A 13,806-nucleotide genomic window follows, 5' to 3' on the forward strand; every position below is an offset into this window, starting at 1 on the left:
ATAAATATTCAAGAATTTTTAACCGGTCATAATTTTTGACCGGTTAATTTTTTTGTTATGGCAAGGATTTGTTCTCGCAAGAGAACAAATAAACCAACTAGTTTTTGGGGATACAACTTTGACTTATAAGTATTCTTCACAGACGGTAATTTACTACCGGTATAGAAGAATAGCGGTACCGGTTACAACAGCACCTGCAAAGACAAATAAAATAATAATCCCTGGTGGAAAAAGTATAGAATATAATATTAATATAAATAAACCAAGTGAAAACTCTGTTATTTTGATTGACACACCAAAACCTATACCTAAGCCAAGGGACATTCTCATAGCAATGTCAACAAGCACAAGGTTGGGATTAAAGGTACCGAAGGCAGCTGATGAAAGAGACGTAAGAGGATATATGTTTATCCTTATGAGTTCGATTGCAGCGGCAATGTTACTTTCATTAAAGAAAAAAGAAGAAAGATAACTTTCACCCTCCGGCTTTTATCCGGGAGATTTTTTTAGATTAAAAGACAACTGTTGAAAAGATATTGTAAGAATTTGACTATAGTAATTATTACTAGATTACTATAAAATGTAAAAGGATAATGATGTTAAATTTTTGTCTGTTTTGTATATGACAAATAAAAGCATTTTTAATATATATAATTTTATTACCGGGGAAATATGAGAAAAAATCACTGCATTATTTTTTATTACTGATTTTTTCATTATTCTTACCAGTGCTTTCTCTGTCGGGGGAAGTATATGCTACGGGTGCCGGCGGTAGTGTTATAACTACAGATGTAAGGTACGGTTTATCCGGGCAGACGTCATCTTTAGTAGCACAAAAGGACTCATACTATGTTACAAATACGATTTCAGGAGCAGTATCTACACTGTACAATCCGTTTTCGTATGTGTATTTTGACAAGAGTATATTTGCACCTCCTGTTGTCAGTGATGTTACCTTGGCATCAGGTGCAAGCAGTGTAAATATTATAAATACAGATCCGAACTATTATATTGTAAAGATAAATTATTCCAGACTGGATACAGGATATTCGGCAATACCGATAAAGGCTACGCTGAAAAATTCGGCAGTGCAAAACGGTGAGACATTCCATATTCCGGTAAAACTTTTTGAAGCAGGAAAAAATCCTGCGACAGATGCACCTCTTGCAAGTTCAAACGATCAGTTTGTTGCAAAGGCATATCCGGTCGGAATTATGTCTGCCAATACATCTACAGTTGCAAGTAACAACAGAAAAAGCGAATATATATCGGATGATGCAACCAATGCCACTAATGACAGACTGTCTACAGACTTTGTATCAAGTTTGTTCGGATACGGTTACAGCGGTCCTGCAAATACAGCCAACGGCGGTGTATCACAAGTACCGTCAGGAACCGGTGCAGGTATGGATAAGAGAAAGGTAGAGTTTAAGATTACTCTTCCGGCCACCGCAGTATGGGATCCTTCACTTCCGAACAACTCGGACTGGACATATAACAGTGCAGACAGAACTATCACACAGGTAGTGGACAGAGGCTTGGGAACAGTATTACAGCCGCCTTTTTCACTTAAGTGGGACGGAAATCAACCTGTTACTTTAGCTCCTACATGGACGAAGATAACTATGCAACAGGTCACTACATTGGTAAATGATGACGGAACTTTGGATAATTCCACAAGAAGAAGCGGTGATTTATACTACCATGTTTCATATGTAAGAAGAATCCGTATAAAAAAGACATTACTTGGCGAAGGTGGTTATCTGGTACCGAGGGATGCGGACTATAAGTATAACTATTTGGTAAGTGTCGATCAGTTCGGTGGTACAAGACCGCAGACTGCAAGCAGTGTTACATTCAGAATGATAGAGGATGAACCGTAGGCAAGAAGCCTTCTCACAGGATATGAACTTAGAGTCAGACCTGAAAGATTTACTGCGACAGAACTTGCAAAGCTTTTACACAATAAGCTTATCGGCTCCGACAACGGAACTACATGGACCACTATCGCTACAAATATTACACCTGTTCAGGTGAGTAATGCCACAGATTACAGAGCAAACTCTGTATCTACCACATTGGCTACACCGCCAGAGTACAGGTATTTCAGACTTGTCTTTGATGATGATATAACCATCTCACAGTTTGAAGAGGATGCAGTAGGTTTTATAGTTCAGACACAGCTTACACCTGCTACACATACGGCTTTTATCAACGATTTGAATGCTCGTGCCAATGATGTATATTGGAAGCTTGTCAGAAACTTCGGTAGAGTAAGAAATGCAGCCGGTAATGAGCTGGGATATTCACTGGCTGATGCATATTTAAGAAATCCGTATGCAAGCATGCATCTTCAAAATATCGGAATGAGTATAAACGGTACCTCCGCTACAAGTACGGTAAGTGTTGGAGGAACTATAAAGATAACACCACGTATTTGGTATAACAGTATACTTTGGGACCCAAGAGCTGCCATAAATCCCAAGATGGTGGTTGTAGTCGATTCGGACCTTGCTTTTGACAGTGTGCAACCGCAGATGAATGCCAATTTATTTACTTTAAATCCAACTCCTACAGTTATACAAAATTATAAAGGTAATGTGGGAAAGACAGCGTACGAGTTTGAACTTACAGGATTGACATTCCCGGGTTCTACATTTGCGGGTTACGGAAACTATACACAGAACAAAATCGACCATTTGAATATTTCATTTAAGCCGACAGCCGGTATGGATGGAGGTTCACATGATATAAAGGTAATACTCAGCTGGGATAATAATACCACAGACGCATCAAGTGCGGCTCCGGGAATTATATATTCTTCAGATACTGCAGACTACCTTGACACATATGATGCCAATAACAACGGCAATACAAATGACAGACTTTCCACATTGACATATAACTACACCTTTGTACCGCCACAGGCAATGGTACTCGGAAAGAAAGTAAAACTTTCCACAGATAGTGTATACCAAACAAGCATAAAGGCCGATAAGGGAGATATCTTAGATTATCAGGTTAGAGTATGGAACAACCAATGACCCGGTGGAAAATCTTCATGTAATGGATGTTTTCCCATATGCAAATGATAAATTTATAGTAAAAGACGGCAGCGGAAACTATCTTGACAGGGATTCAAAAATATATCCGAAGGCTATATCGGGAGTAACCGCCAATAACTCTAAGTTTGATATTTACTACTCTACAGACGCTCCAAGTGCAACGATAGAAGGAAATATAGGAGCGACATGGTTACCTGCCGCAAGTATTACGGACTGGTCAGCAGTCACCATGTTTAAGGCCGATTTAAAGTCGGGACAGAGTATAACGGCAGGAGAAGAGGTACTCTTTAATTATAAGGTGGAGATGCCGGATACAAAGGATAATCTCGCCGCAGATACTGCAAATAACTCAGTAGCTTCATGGAGAGGAAATAATGTTGACGGTGCAAATGAGTTTACCGACTCAAAGGTAGGTACTCATAAGTACAATATCGCAACTCATGCCTTCTATGATTTAAATAATAACGGAGTCTATGACAGCACTGATTTAAATATTGCAAACAGACCATATATACTTGTAAAGCTTGATGCAACGGGAAATGAGACAGTGGTTGAATCGGGAACAACGGATTCAAACGGAAATATTTCCTTTACAAATAAGCTAAGCAATGCAGGAAATTATAAGCTCTATGTGGAGAACTTGACCGGTGACAGCTTTGCTTCACCAAATGTGGCAAGTACTGCCACTGTGATTGGAAATGATTTTACTTCATTTACTACAAGGGCATCCGTAATCAAGGCGGGTCAGACTCCGATACCTAATACACCATGGTCAACTGTGGATATAAGCTTAACAAGAGATAATCCAAGTGCCATCAAAAATCTTGGACTTAAGACTGATTTTTATAATCTTACTGTAAAGCATATAAAGGATGAGGACGGAAGCAATCTTGTTGCCGATGTGGTTACAAGAGAGCCGAGAGATATCGCATATACAACAGCGGCAATCACTACAGATCCGAATTTTGAAGTGGATACTGCAAATCTTCCTGCAAATGCAAACGTAAGTTATACTGCAGATACAACAGTTACATACCATTACATAAGAAGAAATGCAGGAGATGTAACCGTACATCACTACGAAACGGGAAAGACCGATGAACTTTATGCGGTTTCGGCAACAGCAACACCTGCGGCCGAAGTACTCTCAGGTGCAAGACAGATGGGTAAACCTTATCAGACTTACAGAAGAGATGTAAGTACTGCAGGAAGCTATCCGATACCTCATTACCACCTTGTAGGAACATTTACAGGTCCTGCAAGCGGAACATTTGATGCAACGGCAAAGACGGTTATTTATTTCTATGAAAGAAATGATGCACCGGATGTTACTATAAAATATGTGGATATTGATACAGGTGCAAATCTTACAAGACCTGAGAGTCTTGGAAGTAGTGTAATGATCAATACTCCCACAGTTCTATCAGGAACAAATAAAGAGGGACTTGCATGAAGCAGCAATGTACTTCTTGTAGACAATTATGATTTTGTAAGCAGTACCACTCCTATAAACGGAGTATTCGGTGACGGAACAACCTCGGTAACATATTCCTACAGAAGAAAAAATGCAGGAAATATTACAGTTCATCACTATGAAAAGGGTACTACCACAGAGCTTTATGCTCCGGTAGTCGGAGGAGCTGTGGGACCGGAAGTTATAAGCGGTACAAACAGGCTCGGACTTACATATCAGTCACAGGAGAGGTCGGCGGACATTGCAAATTATAATTTGTATCAGTCACCGAATCCTACGCTGGTCACATTTGCCTCTACACCTACAGAGCTGATTTATTACTATGAAAAAGATAGTGCTTCACCGATAATTATTCATTATTATGAAGACGGAACTACCAATGAGTTGTATTCATCTACTCCGAGAGGAACACCGGCGGCTGTGACAGTGGACGGAACCAATAAGCTTGGAACTACTTATACTACACAGAGTATGAATATTCCTCATTTCCATCTTGTAAGCTCACCGGCAAATCCGACAGTGACATTCAGAAATGCGCCTGTAGAAGTGGTTTATAAGTATAAGAGAGATGATGCCGGAGATGTTAAAGTACATATTCAACAAGTCCGAAAAACATGCCATATTATACGGTAGTAAATGCTACACCTGCAGGACATACAGGAACTTATCCTGCCACAGGACTTACAGAGGTTACATACTGCTACAAGAGAGATGATGCCGGAAATGTAACAGTACATCATTTTGAAGTCGGAACAAGCAACTCTCTTGCGGCAGATTAGAATTTATCCGGAGTAAGTAAAGCCGGACTTTCCTATACAACAAGCTCTGCAAATATAGCCAACTTTACGGTAGTAAATCCTACACCTGCAAATCATATCGGAACATTTACGGCAGGAACAAACTATATTGTTACCTATGAATACAGAAGAGATGACGCCGGAGATGTGACAGTAATGTATACCGACAGAGACGGTAATGAACTGGATGCAAGAGACATACTTTCAGGAACAAATAAACTTGGATTGCCATATACTACGGCACCTAAGACTATTGGAGGTCTTGTGCTTGTAAATTCACCGACAAATGCAACGTGAGTATTTACGATTGCTCCACAAGTTGTAAATTATGTCTATAAGAGAGATGATGCGGGGGATGTAACAATATATCACAAGTCTGTACATGACGGAAGTGATTTGGTAGCGCCTACAGTACTTAGCGGTATCGAAAAGCTTGGACTTGCCTATACAAGCAGTGCGGAAAATATCGCAAACTTCGATATAGATAAGATGCCTGCAAATGCAACCGGAGTATTCACTCATGGAGCACAGACTGTGACTTACTTGTACAGAAGAAAAGATGCAGTGGATGTGAATGTAAGATATTTGGATGTTCACGGAAACAGCATAGAAAGTGACGATACAATTTCCGGAGTAAATAAGCTTGGACTTAATTATATAACATCACCTATAAATGTTGAGTATATTTACAAGCGTCAGAGAGCGTTTTGTCAAGTACCTTTTTATGTTTATGAATGATTTATGTTTATGAATGATTTTTTGAAAATTGAGCAACAAAAAACAGCAAACCTATTTTGATTTACTGTTTCTCAAATTGTTATATTCAATTAAACAAATAGGGAGTTATTATCTCCAATTACATTCCAAGGGCTTTATATCATACTCAGATGGACCTGATAGAACAATTCGATAACCATCAAGATCAGAAAACCATACTTCCCATTGCTTTGCATACTGATTAAAGAAAGGTTTTTTATCAAATACAGTTTTGAGTTTAATTAATCTATCAAGTGCAACATCAAAATCAACAACTGAAAACCATAATAATACCCATAATCCTACTGAATCATCAGGTCTGAGTAACGCTTCATGATTAATGTCGGAATCCAAGCAATGTAATTGCAATACAAGTTTATTATCATAAATTAACTGTTCATAATGATTTCCGCCATGCCCTTTTTGAAGTCCAAGATGCTCACAATACCAATCCGAACTTTCTCTAACGCTTCTAACCGTAATCAACGTTTGATTATTCATTTTTCTCACCTCTACAAATTCTAATTTTATCTATCCCTACAAACCGAAATTATCTAACAGACTAATTTGTTATATCTGTAATGAGCATCCCATATACATAACTATCAGTCCATTCCCCTTTGTTCCAGTAATCCTTGATAAAATGAGCCTCTCTCCTCATACCAATATTACTGCACAATTTAGCAGAAGATATGTTTTGAGCATCCAAATTCGCTTGTATTCTATGAACATTATATTTTTCAAACAACTCTTTCACTACTTCTTTTACAGCTTCTTTTGCATAACCTTTTCCAAAAAAGTTCAGATTAAAAACGAATCCTATTTCAACTGTTTGTTTCATGCCGATGTACCAGATTGATATATCGCCGATTACTTTTCCATTTAGTAACACCGCTAAATTCAATTGGGAATTCTCTTCCAGTTTATTGTTATTCAATTTTTTTTGAAACTCTTCACTTTTATTTTCATATTCCCAAGCATCCTCTAATAGATACTTGCAAACATCTTTGTTTGAGTAAATTTCGTATGTGTCCTCAATATCATCGGGTAAAAATGGACGAATATCCAAGCGATCCGTTTTTAAGTGCATATTGGTCTCCTTTACAAATCTAAACTTGTTTCTCTAATTGTTTATCAATATTATACCATTTTGAGGGCATTTTTCCCACTGTCGGATTTCCTTCTTGCCATTGTGTTTTTCATAGAAACAGATTGATAAGAATAAAAAAGCTTGATACAAAGTATTTGTTTTCTTTATTCTTTTCGCTGGGCTTGCACCACCTTAAATAGCTTATCTTGAAAGGTATCCTTGCTCTTTTTATCAAAATATATCTCGGTTACAAAGGTCTTTCCGTTCATCTTTTTCGTTAGAACTCCGTCGGGTTTTCGGGGCATCGCTCGTTCTTCGTTGGTCTGTGTTTTTTGTTTTTCGGTCATTTAATCCTCCTTTTACTTGCACAAAAAAAGATTTCCCATGCTTAGGAAACCTCTTTTCTTATTAGTTGATATTTCGTTTTAGGTTGTTGCTTGTAGTTTCTTTTTTGCTCGGTATTCTTTGTAATATTGCCTACGATATGCTCGTGCTTTTTCTTTCTTAGCTTCTTCGATTTCTTCTCTCATCTGTATCATTTCCTGTTCTGTCGGCTCGATTTGTTTTGTGAGTTCGTTTTCAAATTTTCCGATATAGTCGAAATAGACTTCGATACGCTGAACGGCATATTTTGCTCTTTTGACATCTCGCTCATGCACTACGATTTTATTGATAAATTCATTGATGGCGGTAGGGGTAAGTTCTTCAAAGTCTGAATAGCTTTCTGCAAGTCTTATAAAGTTCCTGGCTCTTTGATTGGAATTTTCAAATTCGGATAAGCGTTCTTCTATTTGCTCCTGTTCCAATTTTAAGCTGTAATATTCTTCTGCATATTTTCCCGATAACTGTTCATAGCGTTTCGGTTCGATATTTCCCAGTGCGTTATCTTCATATAGTTTATTCATCACTCTTTCTATCTGTTCCAGTCTATCTGTGATTTGTGGGATACGCTTTTTCTGTTTCCCTACTTCTTCGGTCTGTTCTTTGGCAAGACTGTTTTTTACCAATGCTTCAAACTCTGATTTGTTTGTGAGTGAAAACTTGCCTATCTTTCGTAAAACTTCTTTGAGCGTTTCCATGACATCATCGACATCAATGCGGTGGGGAGAGTGGCATTTCGGGTGCTTGGCTTTGCCTTTGGCATATTCGCTACAATAGGTTACATGCTGTACTTTATTATTCTTGTGTATGGTGCGAATGTGCATTTTCGTACCGCAATCTTTACAGTACATCAATCCCGATAATGGGTGGATTTCTCCATCTCCGTTTGGTCTTTTAACGCGTGCGTTTTTCAATATCCGCTGTACATTTTCATAGGTGGCTCGGTCGATGATTGGCTCATGCACATCGGAGGTGATTTGCCACTTATCTTTATCGACATAGTGGTTTCGCTTATCTTTGTAATGCTTTTCGGTCTTGAAGTTGACTATATCGCCACAATACTCCTGCCTTTGCAGTATGCGTGTTAGGGTTGCTTTGTTCCAGTTATAGCGGTTTTCTTCATTGAGTGTTCTGCTTTTTGCGGTTCCTCTGTCTTGCTGTTTCATATAAAAGGTTGGGGTTAGTATTTCTTTGTCTTTGAGATAGGTTGCTATCTGATTACGGTTTTTTCCCTCCATAAATAGCGTAAAAATGAGTTTTACAACTTCGGCAGCTTCTTTATCGACGATCCAATAATCTTTGTTGTTAGGGTCTTTTATATAGCCGTAGGGGGCTTCTGTTGCTACGGGCTTTCCGCTTGCTCCTTTTGTCTTAATGCCTGTTTTGACTTTCTTGCTGATATCTCTTGCGTACCACTCCGACATAATATTGATAAAGGGAGCAAATTCCAATGTATTTTGGTCTTTGCTGTCGATTCCGTTGTTGATGGCAATAAAGCGTACATTGTTTCTACGGAATATCTCCATAGCGTTTCCTACTTGAAGATAATCTCGTCCCCACCTTGTCATATCTTTCATAATGACAATGCCGATTTTACCGTTTTCCACATCGCTTATCATCTGTGTGTAAGCACTACGGTCAAAGAAGCGACCGCTTTCATCATCGTCGATATAGTGGCGAATGTTCATCAGCTTATGCTGTTTTGCATACTGTTCTAAGAATGCCTTTTGATTAACGATACTGTTGCTTTCCCCACCGTCCCTATCCTCATCACCAACTGAAAGGCAAGAGTATAGCGCAGTGATTTTGGTTGCATATTCTATCATGGCGTTATCCTCCTTTTTTGTGTCTATATATCACTCCTGTTCAGTTAATATTATGCAACCCAGGATGCAGGAAATGTTATTATTGAATATCTGGATGAGAACAGAAATGTTCCGCTTGTTGAGACTACTGTTTTAAACGGTAGTGAGCAAATCGGAGTACCTTATACTTAAGAGCTTAAGTCATTTGACTACTATGACTTGATTTCAATGCCTGCAAATGCGAACGGAGTATTTAATCCGGGAACACAAAGAGTAACATATATCTTTCGCAGACAGGATTCAGGAGATGTAATTGCCCATTATATCAATCCGGCAGGAGTTGCACTGGATGTAGATGATGTTTTTGACGGCAGCAGAAAACTTGGTCTTGCCTATAGTACAAGTGCAAAAGCTATTGCAGGATATCATTTGGAGAGAGTTGAAGGCGCTGAGAGCGGATTGTTCTCAACTACACAAATAGAAATCAACTATATATATGTTAAAAATCCAAGTGTTATAATCTATCCGGATCCGCTACATACGGCTACACCAAGCCAGATAAATCGTCCGGGGGACAGAAACAATGATATTATCATAAGACCTATAGCTACACCTTCAATAGCCACATCTTCAAACGGAAGAAGAGGCGGCTCGGGCACAAGCTCATCTATAAGACCTACACAGACAGTTGTAGAGAAAAAAGAAGAAATAAAGGCTGATGTTATAAATGTCGAGCCTGTAAAACCTGAAATTATCATAGAGGATCCGAAGAAGTTTACTGCGGAGACTGTATCAGACAGACGCCCACTCCCGGTACCTAAGACCTCGGATAATACAGACCTTTTCAAATATATGATATTACTGATATCTTCCTACGGAGCAATGTTGGTGGTATTTAAGAAGAGATAGTGACTTGACAAGAAGAAAGCCTCGGGAATCGCAACTTCCCGAGGCTTTCGCTATGTGTACATATGGTACAAATATCTCTTTTTTACAATTAAAGTATAACTACTTAGTGTTGTATAGTCAAGAGATGGTTTAATATTTAATTTTTTTTAAAATGACTATTTTATAAAAAAGTGTTAAACTAGCCATATGAATATTTTATTTACAGATTTGGACAATACTTTGATTTATTCAAAGAAAACGAATATAGAAGAAAAGATACCTGTGGAGATTTATAACGGAGAGGTGAACAGTTTTATGTCAAAATACTCATATGAGCTTTTACATAAGTTAAATGAGCTGCTCCTTATAGTGCCTGCTACCACAAGAACCTATATTCAATACAGTAGAATAGATCTTGGTATTACACCAAAATATGTACTATGTGCAAATGGGGGAATACTTTTAAAAGACGGTATAAAGTCGGATGAATGGTATAAAGAAAGCCTTGATATAGTAAAGCCTTCATCAGATGAGAGAGAAAAAGCATATGTATTTTTGCAAAAAGATAAAAGAAGAAAGTTTGAATGCAGAAATATTGACGACTTATTTATCTTTACAAAATGTGATGAGTCGGAAGCAGTTGTAAGAGATCTTAAGAGCATATTGGACTTGGAAAAGGTAGAGGTTTTATACAATAAAGATAAGTTGTATGTAATGCCGAAGAATTTAAACAAGGCGGATACGATTAAGCGTTTTATAAGAGAATATGCTGCAGAGGAAGTACAGATATTTGCTGCCGGAGATACGGAGTTTGATACCGGAATGATAGAGCTTGCAGACATAGGATTTGCACATAAGGATTTGAATATAAGTAAAAATATTTTCAAGGATTATGAAGGACTTTTTTCGGATTTTTATTTGGAAAGGGTTTTAGAATATATTAAGGAGTAGGAAATGCCGGGATTTACAACTCACTATATTTTAGGGTTAAAGGCATATGGTGCCTTAGAAAACTCGGGTTTAAAATATATTATATCTAAATACAGATGGTTGTATCAGCTGGGACTTCAAGGACCGGATATGTTTTTTTACAATATCCCGATACTGAGGCACAGGGATTACAGAAATGTCGGTTCATATATGCATGAGAGTCATGTAAACGATTTTTTTGCAAATGCACTTTGTGAAATACAGTCCATGGAATCAAAACAAAAGCAGCAGCAGGCGATAAGCTATATTGCAGGTTTTTTATGCCACTATGTGGGAGATTATATCTGTCATCCATATATTTACGCAAGAATAGGGCATGAAAACGGAAAAAACAGCGCCTATGTATACGGACTTCATGCGGCACTTGAAAATGATATAGATACCATACTTTTAAAAAAGTATAAGAAAAAGAAAACCTCGGAATTTAATCAGGCTGCCACTCTGGCACTCAACGGTTTTGAGATACAATTTGTTTCAGATTTTCTGGCAAGAGTTATAAATAAAACCTATTATCCGATCACATATAAGAATAATTTCAGAGTAACACCTGCCATGGTACACAGATCGGTACTGGCAATGAGATTTGGAGTGAGGACTCTCGCCGATCCTACGGGCAGAAAGAAAAACAGAATAAATGCTATAGAATCCTTATTTTTAAAAAATCCTATAGTTTCACAGAAGATACTCTCAGATGAAGTACCGGATGCAAAAGGAGCCCTAAATCTTGAACATGAACTTTGGATAAATCCATGGAATAAGAGTGTTCATTCAAATGAAAGCTTTCCGGAGCTCTTTGATAAATGCATTGACAGATGTGAGGAAATATTTAAGATACTGAATACGGAAATAGTGCCGGACAGAATGGAAGAGACCGATTTTCACAGACTGCTTGAGAATATAGGAAATTACTCCTATCATTCAGGGCTTGATGTAGGGTGAAAGATATCAAATGATTAGTATTTAAAAATTTAAATATTATTACTTTAAAGAAAGTGAGGTGAATAAGAGTATGTATTCGATGAATGTGACAAAACCTATGGGTGCAGACCAACTTGAAAATCTGAACCGAAAAAAAGGTGTTGTACTAAACAGTGAAAATGTAGATATTTTGAATACTTCCTATTATAAAAAAACGGGAAACACTGCAAGTACACAAAATCCTGTTACTGCAGGCAGTACTACAGTAAGTCAAAACACCGGACAGGCTCAAAGTACAGGACAAAATGCCGATGTAAGGCAAATAACATTGCCGACGTTAAGCAAGAGAGTTTCAAAGGGACAAAAAGTCCCACTTGCCTTTTCTTCAAATAAGATAAAGGTGAATTTTGGGTGGAATGTGAATAATTCAGCTTGTGATGTTGATGTCTCCGCATTTTTGCTTGCCGGAAACGGAAAAGTGGTGGGGGATGATTTCTTTGTATTCTACGGACAGGAGAGCAGCCCTGAAAGGAGTGTGCTTTTTAAAAATGTTGAAGAGGCAAATGTATTGCAGGTATTTGATATAGATACTTCTATATTAAATCCGGCTGTACAAAAGATAGTCTTTGTAATGACTATAAATGATGCAATTGAAAAAGCACTTAATTTCGGTATGTTAAAAGACGCATACATACAGATAGTGGATCCGGTGACAAACGCCGAGGTAGCTTCTTTCCTTGTAGAGGAATATTACAACAATATAAATTCCATGATGATGGGAGAAGTATATCTACACAACGGTGCATGGAAATTTAATGCAATAGGAAACGGAGTAAATAAAGACTTGGCGGGACTTTGCGAATTTTACGGAGTACAAGTCGAATAAGGAGGGGAATATGCTGACATTTGAAGTTATTAACGAGTTGACACTTAAGGTTACCTGTGAAGGAAATGATACATTGATAGCAAAAGCAGGTGCATTTATAGCAGGAGAAAATCCGGGCGGAAAGAACTATACTTTTGAAAAGATGTTGCTTGGACCGGGAGGAAGTATCGGACAGGCATTACTGGGACAGCTTGTAAGAAGAGTTGCAGGTGAAAATATACCGCTTATGAAGGTACATTTAAACGGAGCTTCCACAACATACTATGCAAACTACGGACAGCATGTAGTAGTGTATAAGCTGGCACCGGGCGAGACGGTTTCGGTAGAGTCTGAGAATATACTTGCATTTACAAACGACTGTGATTACTCTGTAAGATTTTTAGGTGTAGGTGTACTTTCACAAAAAGGTCTTGCTACAACCACATTGGTTGGTAGAGGAAATAATGCCTATGTGGCATTACTCTCAGACGGAAACCCGCTTGTGGTTTCAAATGTGAAGTCAAGAGATACACTTGCGGTAGATCCGGATGCTGTAATATGCTGGTTCAGTAGGAACGGAATGGGAGATCCACAGATAAAGGCGGATATCTCATGGAAGACCTTTATCGGTCAGGCTTCAGGAGAATCATATTCATTTGAATGGTCAGGAAATGAGCCTGTAACGGTTCTGGTTCAGCCAAGCGAGAGAGGTGGCGGAATCAGAGTGAGCGTGGATTAATAAATTTGGGTTATTTAAAGCTGAAAGCAGTCGGAAAT

17 protein-coding genes and 3 pseudogenes are annotated in these 13,806 nt (G+C 38.2%); 16 read left to right on the top strand and 4 right to left on the bottom strand.

The window, feature by feature from the left end; all coding sequences use genetic code 11:
• Positions 1–118 precede the first annotated feature (118 nt).
• The 10 genes and pseudogenes from HMPREF1495_RS07665 (at position 119) to HMPREF1495_RS07690 (ending at position 6,074) form a co-directional block, all read left to right on the top strand.
• Positions 119–472 (top strand): hypothetical protein, encoded by a 354-nt coding sequence (locus tag HMPREF1495_RS07665; RefSeq protein WP_034213456.1) that lies wholly within the window; start codon positions 119–121, stop codon positions 470–472.
• 256 nt (positions 473–728) lie between these two features.
• Positions 729–1,883: a hypothetical protein gene (locus tag HMPREF1495_RS07670; RefSeq protein ID WP_156912987.1), complete on the top strand. Its 1,155-nt coding sequence runs from the start codon at positions 729–731 to the stop codon at positions 1,881–1,883.
• Positions 1,884–2,033: 150 nt separating this feature from the next.
• The gene (locus HMPREF1495_RS07675) at positions 2,034–3,044 is read left to right on the top strand and encodes a hypothetical protein (RefSeq protein ID WP_034213461.1); all 1,011 of its coding nucleotides are present in this window, start codon (positions 2,034–2,036) and stop codon (positions 3,042–3,044) included.
• A 4-nt stretch (positions 3,045–3,048) separates the two neighbouring features.
• The gene (locus HMPREF1495_RS07680; protein ID WP_156912988.1) at positions 3,049–4,518 is read left to right on the top strand and encodes a MucBP domain-containing protein; all 1,470 of its coding nucleotides are present in this window, start codon (positions 3,049–3,051) and stop codon (positions 4,516–4,518) included.
• Positions 4,519–4,551: 33 nt separating this feature from the next.
• Positions 4,552–4,701: pseudogene (locus HMPREF1495_RS14395) on the top strand (hypothetical protein); the annotation flags it as partial.
• A 6-nt stretch (positions 4,702–4,707) separates the two neighbouring features.
• The gene (locus HMPREF1495_RS07685) at positions 4,708–5,172 is read left to right on the top strand and encodes a MucBP domain-containing protein (protein WP_034213467.1); all 465 of its coding nucleotides are present in this window, start codon (positions 4,708–4,710) and stop codon (positions 5,170–5,172) included.
• Complete coding sequence (locus HMPREF1495_RS13780) at positions 5,154–5,318, top strand: hypothetical protein (RefSeq protein WP_156912989.1); 165 nt, start codon at positions 5,154–5,156, stop codon at positions 5,316–5,318. Before HMPREF1495_RS07685 ends, HMPREF1495_RS13780 begins: the two co-directional genes overlap by 19 nt.
• Before the next feature lie 30 nt (positions 5,319–5,348).
• Positions 5,349–5,453, top strand: a pseudogene (locus HMPREF1495_RS14400) (hypothetical protein); the annotation flags it as partial.
• Positions 5,454–5,492: 39 nt separating this feature from the next.
• On the top strand, positions 5,493–5,633 hold the full coding sequence (locus HMPREF1495_RS13625; RefSeq protein WP_084544511.1) for a MucBP domain-containing protein: 141 nt from the start codon (positions 5,493–5,495) through the stop codon (positions 5,631–5,633).
• A gap of 66 nt (positions 5,634–5,699) precedes the next feature.
• Positions 5,700–6,074: a MucBP domain-containing protein gene (locus HMPREF1495_RS07690; RefSeq protein WP_256379714.1), complete on the top strand. Its 375-nt coding sequence runs from the start codon at positions 5,700–5,702 to the stop codon at positions 6,072–6,074.
• A 108-nt stretch (positions 6,075–6,182) separates the two neighbouring features.
• Here HMPREF1495_RS07690 and HMPREF1495_RS07695 read toward each other — a convergent pair whose 3' ends face one another.
• The 4 genes from HMPREF1495_RS07695 to HMPREF1495_RS07710 form a co-directional block, all read right to left on the bottom strand.
• On the bottom strand, positions 6,183–6,593 hold the full coding sequence (locus HMPREF1495_RS07695) for a VOC family protein (protein WP_034213472.1): 411 nt from the start codon (positions 6,591–6,593) through the stop codon (positions 6,183–6,185).
• A gap of 61 nt (positions 6,594–6,654) precedes the next feature.
• Positions 6,655–7,182, bottom strand: a complete 528-nt coding sequence (locus tag HMPREF1495_RS07700) for a GNAT family N-acetyltransferase (RefSeq protein ID WP_007594834.1) — start codon at positions 7,180–7,182, stop codon at positions 6,655–6,657.
• A 164-nt stretch (positions 7,183–7,346) separates the two neighbouring features.
• Positions 7,347–7,529: a transposase gene (locus HMPREF1495_RS07705; protein ID WP_007594832.1), complete on the bottom strand. Its 183-nt coding sequence runs from the start codon at positions 7,527–7,529 to the stop codon at positions 7,347–7,349.
• A gap of 78 nt (positions 7,530–7,607) precedes the next feature.
• Positions 7,608–9,389, bottom strand: a complete 1,782-nt coding sequence (locus HMPREF1495_RS07710) for a recombinase family protein (protein ID WP_051402818.1) — start codon at positions 9,387–9,389, stop codon at positions 7,608–7,610.
• A gap of 186 nt (positions 9,390–9,575) precedes the next feature.
• Here HMPREF1495_RS07710 and HMPREF1495_RS14240 point away from each other — a divergent pair.
• The 6 genes and pseudogenes from HMPREF1495_RS14240 to HMPREF1495_RS07735 all read left to right on the top strand — a co-directional run.
• Positions 9,576–9,644 (top strand): annotated as a pseudogene (locus HMPREF1495_RS14240) (hypothetical protein); the annotation flags it as partial.
• A gap of 6 nt (positions 9,645–9,650) precedes the next feature.
• On the top strand, positions 9,651–10,277 hold the full coding sequence (locus HMPREF1495_RS07715; RefSeq protein WP_442911240.1) for a MucBP domain-containing protein: 627 nt from the start codon (positions 9,651–9,653) through the stop codon (positions 10,275–10,277).
• A 186-nt stretch (positions 10,278–10,463) separates the two neighbouring features.
• Entirely contained in the window at positions 10,464–11,207 is a 744-nt protein-coding gene (locus HMPREF1495_RS07720; RefSeq protein WP_007594826.1) for an HAD hydrolase family protein, read from the top strand.
• A 3-nt stretch (positions 11,208–11,210) separates the two neighbouring features.
• The gene (locus tag HMPREF1495_RS07725; RefSeq protein WP_007594825.1) at positions 11,211–12,185 is read left to right on the top strand and encodes a zinc dependent phospholipase C family protein; all 975 of its coding nucleotides are present in this window, start codon (positions 11,211–11,213) and stop codon (positions 12,183–12,185) included.
• Between the two features lie 70 nt (positions 12,186–12,255).
• Entirely contained in the window at positions 12,256–13,050 is a 795-nt protein-coding gene (locus tag HMPREF1495_RS07730) for a TerD family protein (RefSeq protein ID WP_007594824.1), read from the top strand.
• A 10-nt stretch (positions 13,051–13,060) separates the two neighbouring features.
• Complete coding sequence (locus tag HMPREF1495_RS07735; RefSeq protein WP_007594823.1) at positions 13,061–13,768, top strand: AIM24 family protein; 708 nt, start codon at positions 13,061–13,063, stop codon at positions 13,766–13,768.
• Positions 13,769–13,806: the final 38 nt, after the last annotated feature.

The organism is Lachnoanaerobaculum sp. MSX33, assembly GCF_000512995.1.
Taxonomy (GTDB): Bacteria; Bacillota; Clostridia; order Lachnospirales; family Lachnospiraceae; genus Lachnoanaerobaculum.

Coding starts and splice junctions, on each gene's coding strand:
- HMPREF1495_RS13780 (WP_156912989.1), top strand. CDS start 5,154: ATGCCATATTATACGGTAGTAAATGCTACACCTGCAGGACATACAGGA.
- HMPREF1495_RS13625 (WP_084544511.1), top strand. CDS start 5,493: ATGTATACCGACAGAGACGGTAATGAACTGGATGCAAGAGACATACTT.
- HMPREF1495_RS07695 (WP_034213472.1), bottom strand. CDS start 6,593: ATGAATAATCAAACGTTGATTACGGTTAGAAGCGTTAGAGAAAGTTCG.
- HMPREF1495_RS07700 (WP_007594834.1), bottom strand. CDS start 7,182: ATGCACTTAAAAACGGATCGCTTGGATATTCGTCCATTTTTACCCGAT.
- HMPREF1495_RS07705 (WP_007594832.1), bottom strand. CDS start 7,529: ATGACCGAAAAACAAAAAACACAGACCAACGAAGAACGAGCGATGCCC.
- HMPREF1495_RS07710 (WP_051402818.1), bottom strand. CDS start 9,389: ATGATAGAATATGCAACCAAAATCACTGCGCTATACTCTTGCCTTTCA.
- HMPREF1495_RS07720 (WP_007594826.1), top strand. CDS start 10,464: ATGAATATTTTATTTACAGATTTGGACAATACTTTGATTTATTCAAAG.
- HMPREF1495_RS07725 (WP_007594825.1), top strand. CDS start 11,211: ATGCCGGGATTTACAACTCACTATATTTTAGGGTTAAAGGCATATGGT.
- HMPREF1495_RS07730 (WP_007594824.1), top strand. CDS start 12,256: ATGTATTCGATGAATGTGACAAAACCTATGGGTGCAGACCAACTTGAA.
- HMPREF1495_RS07735 (WP_007594823.1), top strand. CDS start 13,061: ATGCTGACATTTGAAGTTATTAACGAGTTGACACTTAAGGTTACCTGT.